Annotated in this window: 21 protein-coding genes; 12 read left to right on the forward strand and 9 right to left on the reverse strand. The window is 66.7% G+C overall.

Annotated elements, in window-relative coordinates; translation table 11 throughout:
* The first annotated feature begins 73 nt into the window (after positions 1-73).
* Positions 74-1654, forward strand: a complete 1581-nt coding sequence (locus VFY73_RS03325) for an ABC transporter substrate-binding protein (RefSeq protein WP_329716491.1) — start codon at positions 74-76, stop codon at positions 1652-1654.
* 100 nt (positions 1655-1754) lie between these two features.
* Here VFY73_RS03325 and VFY73_RS03330 read toward each other — a convergent pair whose 3' ends face one another.
* Both VFY73_RS03330 and VFY73_RS03335 read right to left on the reverse strand, forming a co-directional pair.
* On the reverse strand, positions 1755-2165 hold the full coding sequence (locus VFY73_RS03330) for a hypothetical protein (protein WP_329716492.1): 411 nt from the start codon (positions 2163-2165) through the stop codon (positions 1755-1757).
* Between the two features lie 185 nt (positions 2166-2350).
* Positions 2351-2785, reverse strand: coding sequence for a DUF1841 family protein (locus tag VFY73_RS03335; protein ID WP_329716493.1), 435 nt, complete (start codon positions 2783-2785; stop codon positions 2351-2353).
* A gap of 37 nt (positions 2786-2822) precedes the next feature.
* Between VFY73_RS03335 and VFY73_RS03340 the strand changes: the two genes are divergently transcribed.
* Together VFY73_RS03340 and VFY73_RS03345 are read left to right on the forward strand one after the other, a co-directional pair.
* Positions 2823-3401 carry a malonic semialdehyde reductase gene (locus tag VFY73_RS03340; RefSeq protein WP_329716494.1) on the forward strand — a complete coding sequence of 193 codons (579 nt, stop codon included), beginning with the start codon at positions 2823-2825 and terminating at the stop codon, positions 3399-3401.
* Between the two features lie 227 nt (positions 3402-3628).
* Positions 3629-4300, forward strand: a complete 672-nt coding sequence (locus tag VFY73_RS03345) for a hypothetical protein (protein WP_329716495.1) — start codon at positions 3629-3631, stop codon at positions 4298-4300.
* A 53-nt stretch (positions 4301-4353) separates the two neighbouring features.
* On the opposite strand, the gene kefC is transcribed toward VFY73_RS03345, so the two are convergent.
* Together kefC and VFY73_RS03355 are read right to left on the reverse strand one after the other, a co-directional pair.
* On the reverse strand, positions 4354-6219 hold the full coding sequence (gene kefC, locus VFY73_RS03350) for a glutathione-regulated potassium-efflux system protein KefC (protein ID WP_329716496.1): 1866 nt from the start codon (positions 6217-6219) through the stop codon (positions 4354-4356).
* Positions 6220-6231: 12 nt separating this feature from the next.
* Positions 6232-6861 carry an NAD(P)H-dependent oxidoreductase gene (locus VFY73_RS03355; protein WP_329716497.1) on the reverse strand — a complete coding sequence of 210 codons (630 nt, stop codon included), beginning with the start codon at positions 6859-6861 and terminating at the stop codon, positions 6232-6234.
* A 152-nt stretch (positions 6862-7013) separates the two neighbouring features.
* Between VFY73_RS03355 and VFY73_RS03360 the strand changes: the two genes are divergently transcribed.
* The 4 genes from VFY73_RS03360 (at position 7014) to VFY73_RS03375 (ending at position 10091) form a co-directional block, all read left to right on the forward strand.
* Positions 7014-7634, forward strand: a complete 621-nt coding sequence (locus VFY73_RS03360; protein WP_329716498.1) for a ParA family protein — start codon at positions 7014-7016, stop codon at positions 7632-7634.
* A complete protein-coding gene (locus VFY73_RS03365; protein WP_329716499.1) occupies positions 7631-8086 on the forward strand; it encodes a MaoC family dehydratase in 456 nt (151 codons plus the stop codon). The genes VFY73_RS03360 and VFY73_RS03365 overlap by 4 nt, the downstream gene beginning before the upstream one ends.
* A 42-nt stretch (positions 8087-8128) precedes the next feature.
* Positions 8129-8812 (forward strand): response regulator transcription factor, encoded by a 684-nt coding sequence (locus tag VFY73_RS03370; RefSeq protein ID WP_329716500.1) that lies wholly within the window; start codon positions 8129-8131, stop codon positions 8810-8812.
* Between the two features lie 178 nt (positions 8813-8990).
* Positions 8991-10091, forward strand: coding sequence for a hypothetical protein (locus VFY73_RS03375; RefSeq protein WP_329716501.1), 1101 nt, complete (start codon positions 8991-8993; stop codon positions 10089-10091).
* Positions 10092-10177: 86 nt separating this feature from the next.
* On the opposite strand, the gene VFY73_RS03380 is transcribed toward VFY73_RS03375, so the two are convergent.
* From VFY73_RS03380 to metG, 4 genes are all read right to left on the reverse strand, one after another.
* Positions 10178-11023 carry a ScpA family protein gene (locus tag VFY73_RS03380; RefSeq protein WP_329716526.1) on the reverse strand — a complete coding sequence of 282 codons (846 nt, stop codon included), beginning with the start codon at positions 11021-11023 and terminating at the stop codon, positions 10178-10180.
* Between the two features lie 11 nt (positions 11024-11034).
* Entirely contained in the window at positions 11035-11238 is a 204-nt protein-coding gene (locus VFY73_RS03385) for a DUF3460 family protein (RefSeq protein ID WP_329716502.1), read from the reverse strand.
* A 37-nt stretch (positions 11239-11275) separates the two neighbouring features.
* Complete coding sequence (locus VFY73_RS03390) at positions 11276-12973, reverse strand: SulP family inorganic anion transporter (protein WP_329716503.1); 1698 nt, start codon at positions 12971-12973, stop codon at positions 11276-11278.
* Between the two features lie 147 nt (positions 12974-13120).
* Entirely contained in the window at positions 13121-15196 is a 2076-nt protein-coding gene (metG, locus tag VFY73_RS03395; RefSeq protein WP_329716504.1) for a methionine--tRNA ligase, read from the reverse strand.
* 127 nt (positions 15197-15323) lie between these two features.
* On the opposite strand from metG, the gene VFY73_RS03400 reads away from it, so the two are divergent.
* The 4 genes from VFY73_RS03400 to VFY73_RS03415 all read left to right on the forward strand — a co-directional run bounded on the left by VFY73_RS03400 (position 15324) and on the right by VFY73_RS03415 (position 19623).
* Positions 15324-15836 (forward strand): hypothetical protein, encoded by a 513-nt coding sequence (locus VFY73_RS03400; protein WP_329716505.1) that lies wholly within the window; start codon positions 15324-15326, stop codon positions 15834-15836.
* Positions 15833-16189, forward strand: a complete 357-nt coding sequence (locus VFY73_RS03405; protein ID WP_329716506.1) for an arsenate reductase — start codon at positions 15833-15835, stop codon at positions 16187-16189. The genes VFY73_RS03400 and VFY73_RS03405 overlap by 4 nt, the downstream gene beginning before the upstream one ends.
* A 258-nt stretch (positions 16190-16447) precedes the next feature.
* The gene (locus VFY73_RS03410; RefSeq protein ID WP_329716507.1) at positions 16448-18163 is read left to right on the forward strand and encodes a DUF1800 domain-containing protein; all 1716 of its coding nucleotides are present in this window, start codon (positions 16448-16450) and stop codon (positions 18161-18163) included.
* Positions 18164-18180: 17 nt separating this feature from the next.
* On the forward strand, positions 18181-19623 hold the full coding sequence (locus VFY73_RS03415) for a DUF1501 domain-containing protein (protein WP_329716508.1): 1443 nt from the start codon (positions 18181-18183) through the stop codon (positions 19621-19623).
* Between the two features lie 29 nt (positions 19624-19652).
* On the opposite strand, the gene VFY73_RS03420 is transcribed toward VFY73_RS03415, so the two are convergent.
* Positions 19653-21107: a Ppx/GppA phosphatase family protein gene (locus tag VFY73_RS03420; RefSeq protein WP_329716509.1), complete on the reverse strand. Its 1455-nt coding sequence runs from the start codon at positions 21105-21107 to the stop codon at positions 19653-19655.
* 125 nt (positions 21108-21232) lie between these two features.
* Between VFY73_RS03420 and VFY73_RS03425 the strand changes: the two genes are divergently transcribed.
* The gene (locus VFY73_RS03425; RefSeq protein WP_329716510.1) at positions 21233-22966 is read left to right on the forward strand and encodes a galactose oxidase-like domain-containing protein; all 1734 of its coding nucleotides are present in this window, start codon (positions 21233-21235) and stop codon (positions 22964-22966) included.
* The last annotated feature ends 159 nt before the right edge of the window (positions 22967-23125 follow it).

Here is a 23125-nt window from a genome sequence, read left to right on the forward strand (position 1 = left end):
TTGCACCGGCTTGGGCGTTGCCTACACTGCGCCGGTTGCCCCCGCCTCCGAGGGGCTCGAGGAGAACCGAACCATGCCACGTACCCTTGCTGCGGCGCTGCTGGCGCTCGCCTTTGCCGCCGGCACTGTCGGCGCCGCCCAGGCCCAGACCTTTCGCTGGGCCAGCCGCGGCGATGTGCAGACACTCGACCCGGTGTCGCAGAACGAGTTGTTCACCAATGCGATGAACGGGCAGTTCTACGAATTTCTCGTCGCCCGCGACAAGCAATTGAAGATCGTGCCGTCGCTGGCCACCGAGTGGAAGCAGGACGGCCCGCTGAAGTGGACCTTCAAGCTGCGCAAGGGCGTCAAGTTCCACGAAGGCCAACCCTTCACGGCCGACGATGTCGTCTTCTCGGTCAACCGGGCAAAGGAAAAGACATCCCAGATCGCCCACTACGCCAATGCGCTGGGTGAGCCGAAGAAGATCGACGACTACACGGTCGAATTCAACCTGACGCAGTTCGACCCGATTTTTTTGGAGCACCTGAACACCGTCTACATCATGAGCAAGTCCTGGTGCGAGCAGCACAAGGTCACCAAGCCACAGGACTTCAGCAACAAGGAAGAGACCTACGCCGTGCTGCACGCCAACGGCACCGGGCCGTGGATGCTGGTTTCGCGCGCGCCCGATGTGAAGACGGTGCTCAAGCGCAACCCGAACTACTGGGGCAGTATCGAGGGCAACGTGCAGGAGGTCGTCTACACACCGATCAAGAGCGACCCGACCCGTGTGGCCGCGCTGATCTCGGGTGAAGTCGATTTCATCCTCGATCCACCGTCGAACGACCTGGAGCGGCTGCGCAACACCGATGGCGTGAAGGTCATCGACGGGCCCGAGAACCGCGTCCTCTTCATCGGCCTCGACCAGGGGCGTGACGAACTGCTGTACAGCAGCGTGAAGGGCAAGAACCCGTTCAAGGATGTGCGCGTGCGCAAGGCGCTGTACCAGGCGGTCGACATCGAGTCGATCAAGTCCAAGCTGATGAAGAACCAGGCCACGCCGACCGGCGCGGTGATGCCGTCCCCGCTGGGAAGCTTCAACGACCCCGAGGTCGAGAAGCGCTTGCCGTTCGATCTGGCTGCCGCGCGCAAGCTGATGGCCGAGGCCGGCTACGCCGATGGTTTCGAGGTGACGCTGGACTGCCCGAACGACCGCTACATCAACGACGAGAAGATCTGCGTTGCGCTGGCCGGCATGTGGGACAAGATCAAGGTCAAGGTGCGTGTCAACACGATGCCCAAGGCGACCTACTTCCCGAAGCAGGAGAAGCTCGACGTGTCGATGTACATGCTCGGCTGGGGTGGCTCGATCACCGACGCTGACGTCACCTTCACGTCGATCTACCGCAACCGGGGCGAGAAGGGCATCGGCGAATACAACCGTGGCAACTTCAAGGACGACGAGCTGGATGCGATCGTCGCGGCCTCCAGCAAGGAACCCGACGTCGAGAAGCGCAAGGCGTTGATCAAGAAGGCCATGCTGCGCCATAACGAGCAGGTTCATCACATCCCGCTGCACCGCCAGTTCATTCCTTGGGCGGCGCGCAAGAATGTCAGTGTCGTGCACCGGCCCGACAACTGGATGGAGCTCAAATGGGTCAGCATCAAGTGAGCAGGCAGACCCGGTGACCCAAGAAGAACGGGCCGGTCGCGCAAGCGGCCGGCCCGTCGAGTTTTCAGGCCCGCTGTGATGCGGGCCTAGCGATCAGCGATCAGCGAACGCCTTGACGCCCTTGGGCGTTGGCCGCCTTGGCCGTCACAGGGGTACCGCAGGCCACCCAGGTGGCTTCTTGGGCGCCGTACGAGCCGTTGTAGTACCAGGCGAAATTCGGGTAGACGCCGCGCAGCATGTACAGCTGGTTGGTGTTGGTCGAATCCGTCATCGTCAGCTGCTGCTCTTTGCGCTTGGTGCCGGTCTTGTTGGTGGCGTAGCTGCCGCTGAGCGTCCACAGCTCGTTGTTGCGTTGCACGACGGTGGCCACGCCGGTGATGGACTTGTTCACCGGGTCGACGGTGATGTTGTACTGGTTGCCGTACTGGTCTTGCAGGCATTCCTGGGCCATCACGGTCGGCGCGCCGAACACGGTGGCCAGGGCCAGGGCGGCGATCTTCACTTGCTTCATGCGTTGTGCTCGTTTCGTTTTGATTGACGGGGCACGCACTGCACGAACCCCGGCCCGATCTGGGCAGTCGTGAGCATAGGTAAGTTTGCCGTCAAACGGCATCCCCAAAAGTCATCCCCAAGTTGGGGGGGTACTCGCTCAGCGGGTGAGCCAGGGTCAGGGCCGGTCTCGCTCGGATGCCGGCGTCAATCCCGGGTCGCGCGCTGACGCACCCGGTCGAGGTACGCGAAGCCGTCGGGTGGGCGGCCGCTGCGTTGCGATTCCCAGATCATCTCGCCCAGGCACTCCATCACCTCGTGGTGCGCATCGTGCAGCGAGTTGCGCTTGGCGGCGAGCAGCTCGATGGCCTGGCGGATGCCACGCGGCTGGTCGATCGAGACCTGCTCGCTGATCGTCAGGTGCATCGCCAGGTGCAGGAACGGGTTGGTCTTGCCGCCTTCGACGGTGTAGCTGGCGGCCAGCGCCGCGTCGACGTCGGCGAGGTCGGCGGCGTATTCGGGATGCTCGTCGATCCAGCCACCGGCCAGCACTTCGATGGCGGCCAAGGGCGCGCGCTGTTTCTGCTTCGCGGCGACTTCGCAGAAGAATCGCCGCACGTCGTGCTGGGAGGGTTGGAACATTCGACAATTGTCGCTGTCGTTGTCTATCCCATGCATCATGCAGGTCACCACCGAAGCCTTGTTCACCGAAGCCCGCACCGCACGGGGCTATCTGCCGGCCGAGGTGCCTGACGCGACGCTGCAAGCGATCTACGAGCTGATGAAGTTCGGCCCGACCTCGGGTAACTGCACGCCGCTGCGCATCGTCTTCGTGCGAACGGCCGAGGCGAGGGACAGGCTGGTGCCTTGCATGGACCCGGGCAGCAACCAGGCCAAGGTCCGCGCTGCACCTGTCACGGCGATCCTCGGCACCGACCTCGCGTTCCCCGAGAAGCTGCCGCGCCTGTTCCCGAGTGCCGATGCGCCATCGTGGTACGCCGGCAATCCGGCCAAGACCACCGACGCGGCGATCCACAATGCGCACATCCAGGTCGGCTACTTCATCATCGCCGCCCGCGCGCTGGGGCTGGACGCAGGCCCGATGGGCGGCTTTGACGGCGGCGCGGTCGATGCCGCCTTCTGGCCGAGTACACCCAAGCGCAGCATCGTGATCTGCACGCTGGGTCATGGTGATGCGAGCCGTCTGCACCCGCGCGACCCGCGGCTGGCGTTCGACGAGGCTTGCTCGTTGGCTTGACGCCATCGCGGGTGATCACCGCCCCTGGTTTTCCAACGGCTTCGGCGCCGGCGCCGGCTTCGGTCGGCGCAAGTCGCTGCCTTGCCGGGCGGGACGCAGGCTTGGACCACGAGCGTCAATCACTTACGCCGATGACGATTTGTAACTGAATCTGTAGGACGAGGCCGACAAGCAGTGCGGCTGATGTCCCATGGTGCGCTGCCGGCCATCGCGTCAAGCTGAGGGCCATGGAAAAGACCACCTACCCCCCGACCAGCTATTCCCCCACCCAGCCGGATGTGGACGCTTCGGTTGAAGCGTCTTTGTGGCAGCCGCCATCGGCGTCCAGTGGTGCCCCTTCCACGGCTGCCCAACAGTGGGAAGCGCCGTCCAGCGGCAAGCGCTTCGTGCCGGCTGTCGTGATAGGTGTGGCCGTCGCCGCGCTGATCGTGGGCATGAACTACCAGTTCAAGCAAAACGACAGCGACACCACCTTGGCGCAAGGTCAGGCGTCGGAGGCGCTCATCGAGGAGGCACCTGCGATTGCACCGCTGCCTGATGCATCGGCAAGCGCGGCCGTCGAAGCCGCGCCGCCCGAGCCCGCCCCGGCGGCGGCGCCTGAGACAACGCCGGTCGCGAAGCCACGTGCAGAGACACCACCGCCCGCCCCGTCGCCGCGTCCGGCACCCGCCACCGTCGCTCCTCGCACGCCGGCCGTGCCGCCCGCGGCCGATGCGAGCCTGCGCGCCCCGCAGCCCGAGCCGACCCCCACCCCGGGCCCGGTGCCGACCCCGACCCCCAGCCCGCTCCCGTCTGACCAGACGCCGCAGCCGCTGCCGGATACCTCGCCACAGCCGCCGTTGCCGGTGCCCACCCCGTCACCCGTGGTGCCGCAGCCTGCACCCGAGCCGGTCAACTAAAGACGCGGGGCGGACGCTGCTCTCCGCCTCCGACACTCACCGCCGCGCTGTGCTCAGCGCGGCGGTGTCGTTTGGGGGGATTGAACATCGTCCTCTGCATGCCAGCCCTTGCCGGCGGGGTGTTCGGCGCGGTGGGCGCGGTCTTGCGCAAACATCTCTTCCAGCTGTTGCCGGCCCGCCTTGGCCATCGCCATCAGCCGGGCTTGGTCGCCGCGGTGCGGCGCCAACGCATGCAGCTGTTCGATGCTGTGGCGACGAAACTTCAGCGCCAGCGTGCGCGCTTGGTGCGGCTCGAAGCCCAGCGATTCGAGCACGCTGCGCCCCGACATCAAGGCCGAATCGAAGGTCTCGCGCTCGATGTGCGTGACGCCGCGCTTGTGCAGGTCGTACCAGTGCTGGGCATTGCGTGCCCGCACCACCAGCGTCAGGTTCGGGAAATGGGCCTGTGCGAGGTCGACCACCGCCAGGCTTTGCTCGATGTCGTCGATTGCCACCACCAGCACCTTGGCGCTGCCGGCGCCGGCCACGCGCAGCAGGTCCAGCCGTGTCGCGTCGCCGTAGTAGACGCGCCAGCCCCATTTGCGCAGGCTTTCGACCTGCTCCGCCGAGTGCTCCAGCACGGTCGCACGCAGCCCGTTGGCGAACAGCAGCCGACCGACGATCTGCCCGTAGCGGCCGAAGCCGGCGATGATGATCGGCGCGTCCTGCGCCTCGGAGATCGGGGCCAGGCCCCGGTCGGCGGGCCGGCCGGAAGCTCGGCTCGCGCACCAGCGGTCGGCGCCCACCAGCAGCAGCGGCGTCAGCAGCATCGACAAGGCCACCGCCGCCACCAGCAGCGACGAGGTCTGGGCCTCGATCACGCCGGCGTGCGCGGCGGCCTGGAAGACGACGAAGCCGAACTCACCGCCCTGCGCCAGCAGGATCACGAACACCGGCCGCTCGACCGGCGGGATCGGCATCCACCGTGCCATCGCCGCCAGCACCAGCACCTTCAGCAGCAGGAAGGCGACGACCAAGCCGGCCACCCAGGCCGGGTGCGCCCAGACGGCGCCGAAGTCGATGCTCATGCCGACCGCGATGAAGAACAACCCCAGCAGCAGGCCCTTGAAGGGCTCGAGGTCGGTTTCCAGCTCCCGGCGGTACTCGCTTTCTGCCAGCAGCACGCCGGCGAGAAAGGCGCCCAGCGCCATCGACAGGCCCACTGCCTGCATCAGCGCGGCGGTGGCCACCACCAACAGCAGCGATGCGGCGGTGAAGATCTCGGGCGTCTTGCTTTGCGCGATCCAGCGCAATGCGGGGCGCAGCAGCAGCCGGCCACCCAACACGATGGCGGCGATCACCGCGACCGCCTTCAACGCGCCGGCCCAGCCGCCACCCTCGCCGTTGCCGCCGCCCACCGCCAGCAAGGGCACCAGCGCGAGGATCGGGATCGCCGCGATGTCCTGGAACAGCGCGACGCTGAGCACGCTCTGGCCGGAGGTGGTCGACATCAGGTTGCGCTCGGCCAGCACGCTCAGGCCGATGGCGGTGGACGACAAGGCCAGCCCCAGCGAAGCGACCAGCGCGAGCCGCCAGTCGGCTCCGAGCGCCATCGCAGCACCGCACATCAGCGCGGCCGAGCCGAGCGTCTGCACAGCGCCCCAGCCGAAGATCGGCCGGCGCAGCGCCCACAGCCGGCGCGGCTCCAGTTCCAGCCCGACCAGGAACAGCATCAGCACGACGCCGAACTCGGCGAAATGCAGCATCGCCTGCGCGTCGGTCACCAGCTTCAGGCCCCACGGGCCGATCACGATGCCGGCGGCCAGGTAGCCGATGATCGAGCCCAGCCCGGCCAGCCGGGCCAGCGGCACCGCCAGCACCGCAGCGCCCAGGTAGACCAGGCTGGTCAGCAGCCAGCTCGTCGTGTGTACTTCTTCCATCGCGGCGGGCCTTCAATCTTCTTCGGGGCGGTCGGTGGCGGGCACGAAGCACGAGGTGTCGACCTCCAGCTCGGCCAATTCGGGCCATTGGGGGTAGCGAGCCAGGCGCTCGGCGTACATCGCGGCGTGGGCCCGCACGGTGTCGTCGTCGACCCGGTGCGCCGCGTGCAGCACCAGCGGCGGCAGAAAACGCATGCCGGCGAGCGCGGCGGTCTGTTCGGCCGGCGGCCAGAAGGCGTCGATGAAGTGGCGGTTGTGGCCGCTGGGGTGGTAGGCGTCTTCGCCGCCGCCGGTGCTGACCACCAGCCACAGGTCCTTGCCGCGCAGCGCATTGCCGCCCGGGCCATAGGCCCAACCGAAGCCGAACACCTCGTCCAGCCACAGCTTCAGCAGCGCGGGCATGCCGTACCAATGAAAGGGAAACTGCCAGACGACCAGCTTGGCCTGTGCGAGCAGCGCGCGCTCGGCGTCGACGTCGATCAGGTAGTCCGGGTACAGGCGGTACAGGTCGCGCACCTGGGCGCGACCGGGCGGCAAGGCGTGGGCGGTCTGGAGCAGGGCGCGGTTGATGCGAGAGTGCTCCAGCCGCGGGTGAGCCGCCAGCACGACGATCTCGGACGCAGCAGGTTCAGGTGGGGGCATGGGGCAGGCCGGAAGAGGGCGAGGAGAGCCGGCAGGGCCGCCGGGGTTCATCCGGGGCAGGGGCCAGCGGGCTGGCCGTTACCATACCTTCGAATCTGGAGCCCGGGTTGCGAAGCCCGGGTCGGCCCGGCCACAACAGGAGACGAGAGCGCATGCCGGTGATCGCGATCGCAAATCCCAAAGGGGGCGTGGGCAAGAGCACGCTGGCCACCAACCTGGCCGGGGCGTTGGCGCGCCAGGGCCATGCGGTGATGCTGGGCGACCTCGATCGCCAGCAGTCCTCGCGCCAATGGCTGGCCTTGCGGCCACCGGCGGCGCCGGTCATCACCAACTGGGAAATCCGCGAAGACACCGGTCAGGTGCGGCCGCCCAAGGGCACCACCCACGTCGTGGTCGACACGCCAGCGGGCCTGCATGACAAGAAGCTGAAGGCCTTGCTGAACCTGGCCGACCTGATGCTGGTGCCGCTGCAGCCCAGCCTGTTCGACATCCAGGCCACCCACGCCTTCCTGGCCGAGCTGCGTGGCCACCCGCGCGCGGCGCGCATCCGCATCGGCCTGGTCGGCATGCGGGTGAAAGACCACACCATCGCGCAAGAACGGCTGCAGGAGTACGTGGCCACGCTGCCGGCACCGATGGTGGCGACCATCCGCGACACGCAGAACTACGTGCACCTCGCTGCCCATGGACTGACGTTGTGGGACGTGGCGCCCAGCCGGGTGGAGCGTGACCTGGCGCAGTGGGAGCCGCTGCTGGCCTGGGTGGCCGCATGACGACGCAGATCGCGCACCTGGCCGATCTGGCCGGCCGCGTGGGCGAGGTCTTGGGCGTCAGCGACTGGATCACCGTCGACCAGGCACGCATCGACCGTTTTGCCGAGGCGACCGGTGACCACCAGTGGATCCATGTCGACCCGGTGCGCGCCGCCACCGGCCCGTTTGGCGTCACCGTGGCCCATGGGTTCCTGACACTGTCACTGCTGCCCTGGTTCTTCGACCACGGCTTCGTGGTGAATGACACGCGCATGGGTCTGAACTACGGCCTGAACAAAGTGCGCTTCCCGGCGCCGGTGCCGGTGGACAGCCGGCTGCGCGCGCAGTTCAAGCTGCTCGCCTACGAGCCGATCGATGGTGGTGCGCAGCTGCTGGTCGAGGCGACGATCGAGCGCGAAGGCGCCAGCAAACCAGTGTGCGTGGCAGAGTCATTGACCCGCCGATTCGTTTGACGGCTACGATCGCGGCTGCGACACACAGCGCCACGAGCCTTGATGAAAGTCCTGCTGGTCGATGACCACCCCCTGATCCTGTCCGCACTCAAGGCCATGATCGAGAACCTGAGCCCCGGCGTGGTGGTCAACGCCGTGTCCAACGCGAAAGAGGCCCGCTTCACGCTGCGCGTGCAGCAAGACCACGACCTGATGCTGCTCGATTTGCAGCTCGGCGACGCCAACGGCTTCGAGTTGCTGACCGAGGTGCGGCAGACCGACCCCGACCTGTCGGTGGTGGTGCTCAGCTCGTCCGACCGCGCGAGCGACGTGATCCAGGCGATCGACCTCGGCGCGATGGGTTTCCTGCCCAAGCGCATGACCACCGAAGACCTGGCCGACGCGCTGCGCCTGGTGATGGCCGGCGGCATCTATGTGCCGACGATGACCGTCAACCCTGTGCGCGACGCCGACGAGCCCGCGCCGGCCGCATTCCACACGGCGCCGGCAGTGGCCGAAAGCCTGCCGTCGTTCGAAGAGCTGGGCATCACGCCGCGTCAGGCCGACGTGCTGACACTGCTGCTGCAGGGCAAGTCCAACAAAGACATCGCCCGCCGCCTCGGCCTGTCGGTCGAGACCATCAAGGACCACGTGCAGGCCGTGCTGCGCGCATTGGGCGTCAGCTCACGCACGCAAGCGGTGCTGGCGGTGGGGCAGATGACCCAGAAGCGGCGCGGGGGGCGCTGAAAGGCTCGATGCCGTCGGCGTCGGCGCCAAGGTGAAGGCGTCCGCGACCCGGTGTGGCGCCTCGAATAGCATGGCCGTGTCAGCAATGATTTGTGACGTAAAAATAACGAGTTAGTGTTGTGTATTGAGGGTTGTCGGCCTACAGTGACCATCCACGAAAACGACACCGGAGACAAGCTTGTCACAACCTTCCGAGCGCCCGTTCGCCCGTGATCTCACGCCCATTTCTCAGGCGCTGGCGCTAGCAGGCTTGCTGGCGCTGCACCTCGGCGCCCAGGGGGCCCCGACCTACACCTGCCAAGTCTTGCAGGACAACAGCCCTTCGCCATCGACTGTGGCGAGCGACATCAACAACCGCGGCGAAATTCTTGGCCGAGCCACTTACGCGGCGGACAAATCCAACGGCGCCGTGGTATGGAAGCGCGACGGGCGGATTGTTCCGCTGCTTCCCAGAGACCCTGCCTTGATCGACGGCAGCGCCATCAATGACGCCGGTCAGGTGGTTGGCACCCGCTATCGCCACAGCGGACCGGGGAAGGTGGTCGTGTGGTCTGGCAACACGCGCATTTACATGGACGCGCTGGTCGGTCCGGATGGCTTTTCCAACGGCTCTGATATCAACCAGGCAGGCCATGCGGTGGGCTCGAGCCAGGTCAAGCTGGGCGATTTCACGGCGCACGCCACGCTCTGGAAGGACGGCGCCGTCACCGACTTGGGAGGCTTGGCCGAAACCGACGAAAGCTCTGCGAACGGAATCAACGACAGCGGCGTGATTGTGGGCCGCAGCGGTCCAAAGAATGGCGACTACCGCGCTGTCCAATGGGATGCGAAGGGCATCACCGACCTGGGTACTTTGCCCGACCATGTACGGTCTCACGCTTCGCGGATCAACCGTGATGGCATCGTGATTGGTTTCAGCAGCGCCAAGCACGATTTCGCGCCGCGCCCGGTGGCCTGGAAGGAAGGCGTGATCCACGACTTGGGGACACTGCCGGGACATCCCTTCGGCATCGTCGGGGCCATCAATGCAGACGGCAAGATGGTCGGTTCCTCGTTCGACAAGAATTTCTCCGGCGACATCCCAACGCTCTGGCTGGCCGTGGGACGCAAACCGTTGGACCTGAACACCCTGATTCCCAATGGCTGCGTCGACGCGCAGGGGGTGTCGTGGTCATTGCAGCGCGCGACTGGCATCAACGACCGTGGCGAAATTACTGCCTTTGGCGAGAAGACCGACACGGGGTACAAGACCGCGGCCTTCCGCCTGACGCCGCTGTGAAGCTCTGAGCGAGCCCGCCCACATGCTATTGCAGGTGTGTGGCGGGTGAGGGCAATGCGGTTAGGTCGCCTCCGCCTGACGACACGTCAGGTTGGCGTGTACGCCAACCGCACGTAAATGGGCGCAAAGGCCTCGGCCTGGGTCAACTCAAGCAGGCGCTCCCGCGCCAGCTCGAGCATCGCGATGAAGGTGACCACCATCACCGGGGCGCCGCGGGTGACGTCGAACAGGTCCTGGAACTCGACGAAGCGCTGGCCCTGCAGGCGCTTGAGCACGACGCTCATGTACTCGCGCACCGAGAGCTGCTCGCGCGAGATCTTGTGGTGCTGGTGCAGCTTGGCGCGCTTGATGATGTCGGCCCAGGCGTCGCGCAATTCGTCCACCGACACATCGGGGAAACGCGGCGCCAGCGACTGTTCGACCGTGACCTGGGCGCGCAGGAAATCGCGGCCCAGCTGCGGCAGCGCGTCCAGCCGTGCGGCGGCCAGCTTCATCTGTTCGTACTCGAGCAGCCGGCGCACCAGCTCGGCGCGCGGGTCTTCGGGTTCGGCGCCGTCGTCGGTCTTCTTCGGCGGCAGCAGCATGCGCGACTTGATCTCGATCAGCATCGCGGCCATCAAGAGGTAGTCTGCCGCCAGTTCCAGGTTCTGCTTGCGGATCTGGTCGACGTAGCGCAGGTACTGGCGCGTGACATCCGCCATCGGGATGTCGAGAATGTTGAAGTTCTGCTTGCGGATCAGGTACAGCAGCAGGTCCAGCGGGCCCTGGAAGGCTTCGAGAAAAACCTCCAGCGCGTCGGGCGGGATGTACAGGTCGGTCGGCAGTGCAAACAGCGGCTCGCCGTACAGGCGTGCGACGGCAATGCCGTCCACCACCTGGGGCAGATCCACCTCGGGCGCTGACGGCGGCGGCAAATCCGCATCCGGCGCGATGGCCGCGCCGTTCACTTCGGTTGGGTCTGGTAGACGTACGGCTGCTGGGGGATGCGGGCGGCGCTGAATTCGGCCTGGGCTTCACGGTCCTGCGCACGGTCCCACAGCAAGGCGCGGCCGGCGCGCTGCTCGGCTTCGAGGGTCGGGCGCTTGGCCTTCAGCTCGTCGATGAACTGGGAGACGTCGGACTTGTAGGGTTTCCAGAACAGCGGCATGGCAGGCAGGGGTGAAGGCGCGGGCGAAGCGAGCATTTTAGCCGGGTGGGTCACCGGCGCCGGCTGCCGGGCCGACGGCCAAAGGGACATCGGCCACGGTCGGCACGATGTTCTCGGCACCGAGCACCGCTTCGAAGCCGGAACGCCGCAACAGGCCCATCGGTTGTTCGTTGACGTTGGCCAGCACCAACGCGACGCCGCGCCGCTTGAGCGCCACGTGAAGCTGTGACAACGCATCCAGTCCCGAGGTGTCCATCGAAATCAGCCGGTGCATCTCGAGCACGACGGCGCGGGTACCGGGCGGGATCTGGCCGGGCAACGACTCGATCTTGCCCACCGCACCGAAGAACAACGCGCCGAACAGTTCGAACACCTGCACCCCGGGTTGCAACTCGCCGCTGGCGTGCGGCGTGACGCGAAACAGCGAACTCATGCGGTAGATGAAGAACGCACAGGCGGCCAGCAACCCCATCTCGACGGCCACCGTCAGGTCGAACACGACCGTCAGCACGAAGGTGCCGACCAGCACCACGCGGTAGGGCAACAGAAAGTGCCGCAGGCGCGCGAATTCGCGCCATTCGCCCATGTTCCAGGCGACGAAGAGCAGGATGCCGGCCAGCGCCGCCAGCGGCACATGCAGCGCCAACGGCGCCGCGACCAGCATGATGACCAGCAGCGTGAACGCATGCACGATGCCGGCCACCGGGCTTGCAGCGCCGGCGCGCACATTGGTGACCGTGCGGGCGACCGTGCCGGTGGCGGGAATGCCACCGAAGAACGGTGCGATGAGGTTGGCCAGCCCCTGGGCCATCAGCTCCTGGTTCGGGTCGTGGCGGGGCAGTTCGGTCAGGTTGTCGGCCACGCGCGCGCACAGCAACGACTCGATCGCCCCGAGCAGCGCGATCGTCACGGTCGGGATCACCAGCTGCTTCGCGGTCGCCCAGTCCAGCGTCGGCAGCGCAAAGGCCGGCAGTGTTTGCGGGATGCCGCCGAAGCGGGTGCCGATCGTATCGACCGGCAGCGCGAACAGCTGGGCCACCAGCGTCGCGCCGACCAGTGCCACCACGGTGCCGGGCACCTGCGCCGCATGGCGGCTCCACTTTTGCAGCGCGCCGACCGGTGCGACGGGCATCTTGTAGCTCTTGGGCCAGAGCACGACCAGGGCCAGGCTGGCCAGCCCGAGCGCGAAGGCCCAGGGGTTGAAGCTGTCCAGATGCCGGGCCAGCACGCCGATCTGGATGAAGAAGTCGGCGGGCAGCTTGTCGATCTGCAATCCGAGCAAGTCCTTCAGCTGCGATAGCCCGATCAGCACGGCAATGCCATTGGTGAAGCCGATCACGATGCTGACCGGGATGTAGCGCACCAGCGCCCCCAAGCGCAGCCAACCCATCACCAGCAGCAGCACTCCGGCGAGTGATGTGGCGATCAGCAGGTTGGCAAGGCCGTAGCGCTCGACGATGCCGTAGACGACGACGATGAAGGCGCCGGCCGGACCGCCGATCTGTACGCTGGAGCCGCCGAGTGCCGAGATCAGGAAGCCGGCGATGATGGCCGTGAACAGGCCTTGCTCGGGCTTGACGCCGGAGGCGATCGCAAACGCCATCGCCAGCGGCAACGCGACCACGCCTACCGTCAGCCCCGCGCCCAGATCGGCGCCGAATTGGCGGCGGTCGTACGTCGCCAGTGCGTCAACGAGGCGGGGGCGGAACCGGTGCAGCGAGACGGGCAATGTCATGGGTCCTCCAGGAGGCAAGGGGCGCGGCGGCAAGGCGCCGCCCCGGAGGACCGCAGTGGTGAACGCGCGCCATGAAGCGGCGGCGTGGCGACAAGCCCAGCACCAGAGAGCGTGGTCGCTCGGCGCTGGCCTGCCGTGCGGGCCGCATCAGCGCACCCGCATGCCCGGTTGCGCGCCGGCAAAGGGCTCGAGCACGAAGACGCCCGGGTTGGCTTTTTCGTCCGCATGGCTGGCGGCCAGGACCATGCCTTCGGACAGGCCGAACTTCATCTTGCGCGGTGCCAGGTTGGCCACCATCACCGTCAGCTTGCCGATCAGGTCTTCGGGCTGGTAAGAACTCTTGATGCCCGAGAACACATTGCGATAGATCGGACGCCCCTGCGGGTCGGTGCCCTCGCCGACATCGAGCGTCAGGCGCAGCAGCTTGTCCGAGCCTTCGACGTGTTCGGCGTTGACGATTTTCGCGATGCGCAGGTCGACCGCAGCGAAGGTGTCGATCTTGATTTCTTCTGCGATGGCTTCACCGCCGGGCAGGGCCGCCGAGGCCTCGGCCGTCGGCGGTGCCTCGAACAACGCTTCGAGCTTCTTTTCATCGACCCGCTGCAGCAGGTGCTGGTAACTGCCGATCGTGTGGGCGCCCAGCGGCCGTGCTGTGTCGGTGAAGGTCATCGGCTCGACGTGCAGGAAGGCCTCGACGTTGGCCGCCAGCGCCGGCAGCACCGGCTTCAGGTAGATCGTCAGCAGCCGGAAGGCCTCGATGCAGGTGCTGCACACGTCATGCAGCGCCGCCGCGTTGTCGGCGCTCTTGGCCAGTTCCCACGGCTTGTGCGCGTCGACGTACTCGTTGACCTTGTCGGCCAGCGCCATGATCTCGCGCAGCGCCTTGCCGTATTCGCGCTCTTCGTACAGCTGCTCGATCGCGCTGCGGTGGGCGCGCAGGGTTTCGAGCAGGCTCGAACCTTCGACGCCCAGGTCGCCCGACAGCGTGCCGCCAAAGCGCTTGGCCAGGAAACCTGCGGCGCGGCTGGCGATGTTGATGTACTTGCCGACCAGGTCGGAGTTGACGCGAGCCGAAAAATCTTCGGGGTTGAAGTCGATGTCCTCGACGCGGGCGTTCAGCTTGGCGGCGATGTAGTAGCGCAGCCACTCTGGGTGCAACCCGAGTTCGAGGTACTTCAGCGGCGAGATGCCGGTGCCGCGGCTCTTGCTCATCTTCTCGCCGCCGTTGACGGTGATGAAACCGTGCACGAACACGTGGTCAGGCACCTTGCGTCCCGAGAAGTGCAGCATCGCCGGCCAGAACAGCGTGTGGAAGGTGGTGATGTCCTTGCCGATGAAGTGCACCTGCTCCAACGCCGGGTCGGCCAGCAGCGTGCCCAGGCTCAACCCTTTTTTGCTGCAATAGTTGGACAAGGAGGCGAGGTAGCCGATCGGTGCGTCGAGCCAGACGTAGAAATATTTGCCCGGCGCATCGGGGATCTCGATGCCGAAGTACGGCGCGTCGCGCGAGATGTCCCAGTCGCCGAGGGCCGTTTTGCCGGTGTCGTCGGTGACGAACCATTCCTTGATCTTGTTCAGCACTTCGGGCTGCAGCCGGCCCGGCTCGTTCATCCAGCCTTGCAGGAATTCGACGCAGCGCGGGTCGGACAGGCGGAAGAAATAGTGCTCGCTGCTCTTGATGACCGGCGTCGCGCCGGACAGGGCCGAATACGGGTTCTTCAGCTCGATCGGCGTGTAGACCGCGCCGCAGTTCTCGCAGTTGTCGCCGTACTGGTCTTTCGTGCCGCACTTCGGGCATTCGCCCTTGATGAAGCGGTCGGGCAGGAACATGCCCTTCTCGGGGTCGAAGAACTGCTCGATCGTCTTCACGTCGATGAGCTCGTTCTTGCGCAGCGCGAGGTAGACCTCTTTCGCCAGCGCGTGGTTCTCCGGCGCGTCGGTCGAGTGCCAGTTGTCGAAGGCGATGTGGAAACCGTCGAGGTACCTGGCGCGACCTGCGGCCACCTCGGCCACGTAGGCCTGCGGTGTCTTGCCGGCCTTTTCGGCGGCAATCATGATCGGCGCACCGTGCGTGTCATCGGCACAGACGAAGTGCACCTCGGCGCCGCGCATGCGCTGGAACCGCACCCAGATGTCCGCCTGGATGTACTCCATCATGTGCCCGATGTGGAACGGCGCATTGGCGTAGGGCAGGGCGGTGGTGACGAAGAGCTTGCGGGTCATGGTGCGGTGAACCAGCGGCGCGGGTGGGGTCGGCGCGAAAAGGAAACCTTGATTCTAGGCGCGGTGATAGATTGGGCGGGCCGTTTTCGCACTGCAACAAAGCGCGGCCACCCGCGCCGGTTTCATGATGAAGATGATGCCTTTGCCGCTGAGGATCGGCGCGTTGATCGCTGCTGTTGGGGCGATCAACCTGACCGGCTGCGCGGGCTACGGGCCGGGTCAACTGCCCACTGGCGCCACGGCCAGCCAAGTCCAGGACCAGATGGGCCCACCCACCGGTCGCTACCCTCGACCCGAGGGCGGCGAGCGGCTCGAATACGCGCGTGGCCCGTTCGCCAAGCACACCTTCATGGTCGACCTCGATGCGGCAGGGCGCGTCCAGCACTGGGAGCAGGTGTTGCGCGAAGACATCTTCAACCAGGTCGTGCCCGGGATGACGGCTGACCAATTGCGCTACAGACTCGGCCGGCCCGCCAAACAGTTCGGCATCTGGCGCGGCGCTACCGTGTGGACTTGGCGTTATGAAACACCGTTCTGCCAGTGGTTCATGGTGACGGTGGAGCCGAACGGCGTCGTGCGAGATGCGGGCTACGGGCCCGACCCGATTTGTGAAGTGAACGAGAAAGACGAATTCCGATGACATTGCGCCTGCACGGCATCCCGAACTGCGACACCGTCAAGCGCGCCCGCGCCTGGCTGGCCGACCAGGGTGTCCCGCATGACTTCATTGATTTCAAGAAGGCCGGCGCCAGTGAGGCCGACCTGCAGCGCTGGAGCGATGCCGTCGGCTGGGAAAAGCTGCTGAACCGCCAGGGCACCACCTGGCGCAAGCTCGATGCCGCCATCCAGGGCCGAGTCGTCGACGCCGCCAGCGCTGGGAGTCTGATGCACGAGCAGACCAGCGTGATCAAACGGCCGGTGGTCGAATGGCCCGACGGTGCCATCACGGTCGGGTTTTCCCCAGAGACTTGGGCCGCGCGGCTGACCGGTTGAGCGAGCCGGCTGGGCTCAATTTGTGACATCGCGCAGCGCCTGAGTGCCCGTTCTTTTCAGGGCAGGCACGCGGATTGCCGTCGCAATCGGTTACGAATAGGCCCCACTGAAGGGCCTGTTGGCGCTTCATGATTCGCAGCTGGGGTCTAACCGGCATGCAGTACTGTTCCTTCGAACAGGCCGTGCCGCCCGCCACGAACTATGAAGCGACACCTTGTTTGGGAGGGCCGCCCCCTGCGGCGTTGGCTCGTGGCCGGCATGGCCACCCTGGCGCTGGCGGGCTGCGGCGGCAGTGGAGAGGGTGACTCCGACAGCGCGGCCGACGATGAACGGCGGGCCGCAGCAGGTGTGAGTGGTAACCAACCCGAGGGTGCCGAGGCTTTCGTCACCTCCCAGGCCGATGCGGTGCGCCTGGCGCACCAGGCCACCTTCGGCCCCAGTGAAGCGCTGGTCGTCGACATCCGCAGCAAAGGGGCCAAGGCCTGGATCGTCAACCAGTTGGGGCTGTCGGTCTCGCGCTACAAGCTCGGCGGCGACAACTCGCCCGACAAGAACACCTCGACGACCGATTTCTGCCAGCTGCCCGACCAGATCAAGAACCCGAACTGCTGGCGCGACTACCTTTCTTCCGAACCGCTGCTGTGGGATTTCTACCGCAACGCGGTGCGCAACAACGACCAGCTGCGCCAACGGGTCGCACTGGCACTGAACCAGTTGCTGGTGATCAGCAACGTGGACGTCGATGGGACGTACGGCCTGCGCCAGTTCTACAACAACGTGATGATCGGCGCGCTCGGCAACTACCGGGACCTGCTGCGCCAGGTGGCCGTCTCGCCGATGATGGGCGAGTACCTGAACCACGTGAACAACGACCAGGCGGCGCCGAACGAGAACTTCGCGCGCGAGCTGCTGCAGCTGTTCACGATCGGGCCGTGCAAGCTCAACAACGATGGCACGCTGGTCGGTGGCCAGTGCGTCGCCACCTACGACAACGAGCGGGTGCGTTCCTACGCCTATGCGCTGACTGGCTGGACCTACCCGCCCGGTGGTGCTGACCGCTGGGGCTGCTGGCCCGAGGGCGCGAACTGCCACTACCTCTACGGCGACATGGTGCCGGCGGGCGGCACGCTGCGCGACACCAGGGCGCGCAAGCTGCTGTCGGACGTGCTGGTGCCCGCGGGCGCGACGGCACCCAAGGCGCTCGACAAGGTGCTGGACAGCCTGATGGGCCACCCGAACATCGGGCCGTTCGTCGGCAAGCACCTGATACAGCAACTGGTGACCAGCAACCCGACGCCGGAATACGTTGCCCGCGTCACGAAGGCCTTCAACAGCGGCACCTACGACGGCATCGGCACCGGCAAGCGCGGCGACCTGTCGGCCACCGTGGCGGCGGTGCTGCTGGACAAGGAAGCGCGCACCGAGACGCCGACCAACAAGGCGGGCCGGCTGCGCGAGCCGGCGCAGCTGTTCACCGGCGTGATCCGCGCGATCGGCGGCGACACCGACGGCAATGCGTTGGGATGGTGGCAAGGCGAGAACATGAGCCAGCACATCTTTCGCTCACCGACGGTCTTCAACTACTACCCGCAGGACTTCCCGTTGAGCGGCAGCAAGCTGATCGGGCCGGCGTTCGGCATTCACAACGCCAGCACCGCGCTGAACAGGTTGAACTACCTGACGATGCTGTTCGACTGGAATGGCGCCGATCCACAGAAAGACGTGCCCGGCGCCGTCGGCACCAAGCTGAACTACGAGGCCTGGGTGGCGGATGCGAGCGACCCCGCCAAGCTGGTCGACCGCATGAGCAAGCTCGTGCTGGGCCAGCCGTTGCCGGAGCCGGCGCGTGGCAAGGTCATCGAAGCGGTGGAGCATTACGACGACAAGAACAGCCCCGGAGAGTGGCGCAAGAAGCGCGTGCAACGGGCCGGCTGGCTCGTGATGAGCGCGCCGCAGTACCAGATCATCCGCTGAACGAGCAAGGCCCGACGATGACCCGCTTCACCTCCTCATCCCTGCGCCGCCGCGACTGGTTGCGCCTGCTGGGCGGTACCGCCGGCATGGCCGCGCTCGGCGGGGTCGGCTCGCTGCTGGCCCCGCGCAGCGCGCAGGCCGGCGACTACAAGGCCCTGGTCTGCATCTATCTGGTCGGTGGCAACGACGGCTTCAACATGATGGTGCCGGCCGATTCGCGCTATGCGCAGTACAAGGAAGCGCGCAGCATCCTCGCCTTGCCGAAGACCTCGTTGCTGCGCTTGTCGGGCACCGATTTCGGCCTGCACCCGTCGATGAAATCGCTGATGCCGCTGTGGTCGGCCGGGCACCTGGCGCCGATCGTCAACGTGGGGCCGCTGTCGGCGCCGCTGACGAAGGCGCAATACCTGGCGGCCGGCGCGGATTCGCCGCTGGTGCCGGACAACCTGTTCTCGCATTCCGACCAACAGCGCGCCTGGGAGAGCGCCAGCACCGAGGCGATGGCGCGCACTGGCTGGGGCGCCCGCGCGACGGAGGCGATGGCCACCACTTACCCCGTGATCTCGTTGGGCGGCAACAGCCGTTTCGGGACCGGCGAAACGGCGCCGGCGCTGGTGCTGCCCGGGCCGGGCGGCACGTTCGCGGCTGCCGGTCTGGCTCCCGGTGACATTGCCTTCCCGGCCGACCAGAAGCGCAAGGCAGCCGTCGATGCGCTGTACGCGCCGGGTCAGAAGGGCGAAATGACCGAGGTCTATGCCCGCATGCAGCGCGACGCGTTCGCGATGTCGGACCGGCTGGCCGAACTGGTCAAGGGCCTGCCGGGTGACGACAGCGTGCCGGCCGCGATCGACAGGGCCTTCGACCGGTTGATCGAGAACCAGACGCTGACGACCAGCCTCGGTGGCCAGCTCTACCAGATCGCCAAGCTGATCGCCGGCCGCCAGCAGGTGCAGGGCGATCGGCACATCTATTTCGCCAGCCTCGGCGGTTTCGACACCCATGCCGACCAGATCGTCAGTGGCGACAGCACGGCCGGCAGTCACGCGGACCTGCTGACCGAAGTCGCCGATGCGATGGCCTGCTTCCACGACGCGATGGTCAACCTGGGCCTGAACAAGCAGGTGACGGCCTTCACCAGCAGCGATTTCGGCCGCACCTTCGTGCCCAACAACAGCCGAGGCTCCGACCACGCATGGGGCAACATCCAGTTGGTCTGTGGCGGCTCGGTCAATGGCGGCACGACCTACGGTGAGTACCCGAAGCTGGTGCTGGGCGGGTCCGACGATGTGGGCGTGCAGGAGTGGGAGATGCACGGCCGCTGGATTCCCACCTCCAGCGTCGACCAGTACGCCAGCACGCTGCTGAAGTGGTTCGGCTCGACCGGCCCGCAGCTTGACGAGATCCTGCCGAACCTGTCGGTCTTTCCTGACCGCACCCTGGGCTTCATGCAACCGGCCTGAACCGGCTCGTGCGCTGCGGCCGTGCCAGCTCAGGGCAGCTCGAGCGCCAGCACGCCGCTGCGTGACCAGGCTTCAGCTTCCTCGCGCAGCAGGTGCAAGGCGCGTGGATGCTGGTCCGCCCATTCCCGCGGCCAGCGCAGAAAGGCGACCTGGCCGCGCCGCTCGATGTCGATCGCGTCGCTGTCCACCGGGCCGCGGGCATGGCATTGGATGACGGCCAGCCGCAAGCACAGCAGCTGCCAAGCCACGTCGTCCCGGGTCAGCGCTTCGTCGATCTTGCGCAAGCCGCCCCGCTGCCCCAGCACCAGATCGGCCACCCGCCGCTGCTGGCTTTGTGAAAAGCCGGCCGCGTCGACATGGGCTACCAGGTAGGCACTGTGGCGGTGGTGGTCGTGGTGCGACACCATCAGCCCGACCTCGTGCAGCTCGGCGGCCCAGCGCAGTTCGTGCTGACGCTCGGCATCGGCGCCGGGCTCGACCTGGCCGTGCCAGCGCAGCGCCAGTTCGCGCACGCGCCGGGCCTGCTCACGGTCTACCGCAAAGCGGCGTTGCAGGCGCTGCACCGAATCGTCGCGCAGGTCGTGCCCGCGGGCCAGGTGGCGTGCGACCAGTCGATCATGCAGATCGATGATCACCCCTTGCCGAAGCGCGCCCTTGGCGGGCAGCAATTCGGCAATACGGAAATGCGTGGCCAGCGTGTACAGGATGGCCACACCCCCGGCCAACACCGCCCGGCGCTCCGGCTTCAGGCCGGGCAGCGCTATGTGCTCGACCGAGCCAGCCGCGATGCACTCGGTGATCAGCCAGCGCAGGCCTGCCGGCGTGATGCGCCCGTCGGTCTTGCCGCTCGCTGCCAGCACTTCGGACACGGCGCCAGCGGTGCCCGACGAGCCCAATGCTTCCTGCCAGCGACCGGGCGTGTAATCCGACAACGCCTCCTCCAGCTCGGCACCGGCGGCGATCTGTGCGGCGCGAAAGGCCGGGGCGGTGTAGCGGCCGTCGGGAAAGTAGCGCATCGACAGGCTGACGCTGCCGACCTGGAATGATTCGGCCTGCGTCGGCTGGCGACCTTGGCCTAGGATCATCTCGGTCGAGCGGCCGCCGATGTCGATCACCAGCCGCTTGGCGTCTGACGGTTGCAGGTGCGACACGCCGGCGTAGATCAGCCGCGCTTCTTCGCGCCCGGAGATCACTTCGATCGGCACGCCCAGTGCCGCCTGGGCGCGTTCCAGGAACGCGTTGCGGTTGCGCGCTTCGCGAAGCGTCTGGGTGGCCACCGCACGCACCTGAGCCGAGGTCAGGCTGGCCAGGCTGTCACGAAAGCGCTTGAGGCAGGCCAGCCCCCGCAGGGCGGCTTCTTCGGTCAGCATGCCGTCGGCATCGAGACCGGCGCCCAGGCGCACGGTTTCCTTCAAGTACTGGTGCCGCCGGTAGCGGCCTTCTCGCATCTGGCCGATTTCCAGCCGGAAGCTGTTCGACCCCATGTCAATCGCGGCCAGCAGGCCGGAGGGGGAGGGCAAAGTTAGGGGCATGGCCACGAATTGTGCAGGCGAACGCTGCAGCGAACGGGCAAAATTCGGCTCAAACCCAAATATGTGGAGGTGCGCCCGTGTCCAGCCCCAAACTGCTTGAGAGAAGGCCATCCGCCGTCGTCGTCATCCGCCGCGGCGGTGGCCATGCGTTGAAACTGCTGGCGATCGCCGCGCTCGCCAGCTGCGGCGGATCGCTGTCGCCAGACGCCTCGTCGCAGGTCGAAGAAGACCGCCAAGGCGCGGAGGTCGCGCCGGTCGACTACGGTGCGGGCCCGGGCGTGGCCTGGGACGAAGACGCCAGCGAACGCCAATCGGCCTTGGGTGATCAGCAGGTGCAGGGTATCAGCGTGCCGACCGGTCCCACCGACGCCCATCTCAAGGGGGTCTTCGGCGCCGCCTTCACCTGGCCGCTGATTCCGCTGCACACCGTGCTGTTGCCGGATGGCCGCGTGCTCAGCTATGGCACCAAGCCCAGCGGCATCCAGAGCGGGCTGTTGAATTACGCGATTTGGGACCCGGCGCTGGGCATGGGCTCGAAGGCCAAGATGCTGCTGTCCAACACCACGGGCACCGACATTTTCTGCGCCGGCCAGGCGCTGCTGCCGGTGACGGGCGACGTCCTGCTGGTCGGCGGCGACCGCATCGTCAATGGCAAGCGCAACTACGCGAACAACGACGTCAACATCTTCACGACGGCCGACAACCAGCTGACCAGGCAGGCCCAGTCGATGGCCTACCAACGCTGGTACGCGACATTGATCACCACCGCCAGCGGCGAGCAGGCCGTGCTCGGTGGCCGCATCGATCGCTTCTATGCGGGCACCGATCAGGTCCCCCCGACGGATGACACCTACGCCAGCACGCCCGAGGTCTACAACGCCACCACCGGCTGGCGCACGCTGACCACCGCCAACAGCGACGCCGCCTACGGCGCACGCGTGCAGGCCTGGAACTACCCGCGCGCCTGGTGGTCCCCGCAGGGGCAGGTCGTGATCTTCAACGTGATGGGCGAGATCTTCTCGCTCGACGTGGCCGGCACCGGTAGCGTGACGCAGTTGCCGGGCACGATGCCGGTGGGCGCCTACATGCTGCCAGCGGCGATGTACCAACCCGGCAAGATCCTGTCGGTTCGCGGTGCGGCGAAGGCCGTGGTGGTCGACATCAACGGCGCTGCCCCGGTCGTCACGCCGACCGCCCCGCTGTCGGCAGACCGCCAGTTCGGCAATGCCACCATCCTGGCCGACGGCAAGGTCTGGGTCAACGGCGGCTCGACGACCGGCAACGACCTCGTCGGCGCCGTCTACGACTCGGAGACCTGGAACCCCGCGACCGGCAGCTGGACGCTGGGCGCGACGGCCACCAAGGCACGCCTGTACCACAGCGTGTCGATGCTGATGCCCGACGGGTCGGTCTTGACCGGCGGCGGCGGCGCACCCGGCCCGGTGGCCCAGTTGAACGCCGAGATCTACTTCCCACCCTACCTTTACAAGACCGATGGTTCGGGCCTGCCGGCCGTTCGGCCGGGCATCGTCACGGCGCCGACGGCGGCCACCTGGGGCGCAACGATCCCGGTGGCGATGAACAACAAGAACGCGGTTGCCCGAATGACGCTGGTGCGTTTTGGCGCCGTGACGCACGCATTCAGCAACGAGCAACGCTTCGAGGACCTGAGCTTCTCGCAAGTCGGCAAGAACCTGAGCGTGACGTTGCCGGCCTCCGCCAACAATGCGCCGCCGGGGTTCTACATGCTGTTCGCGATCGACGCGAACGGCGTGCCATCGAAGGCCAAGGTGTTGCGCCTGGGGGCCTGAGGCCCCGGCAGGGCACGCCGATGCAAGCGCGTCTCCTGGGTGCCTGGGTGAGCACCGGCCAGCGCGGCGTGGGTACGCCGCGTTGTGCTTGACACGGTTGATAAGATGAACGCGGCTTTGACCATCGTGGTGTGGCCGCGCGACAGCGCGCGTTTGCGG

The sequence above is a fragment of the Ideonella sp. genome (assembly GCF_036277275.1).
GTDB lineage: Bacteria > Pseudomonadota > Gammaproteobacteria > Burkholderiales > Burkholderiaceae_C > Ideonella.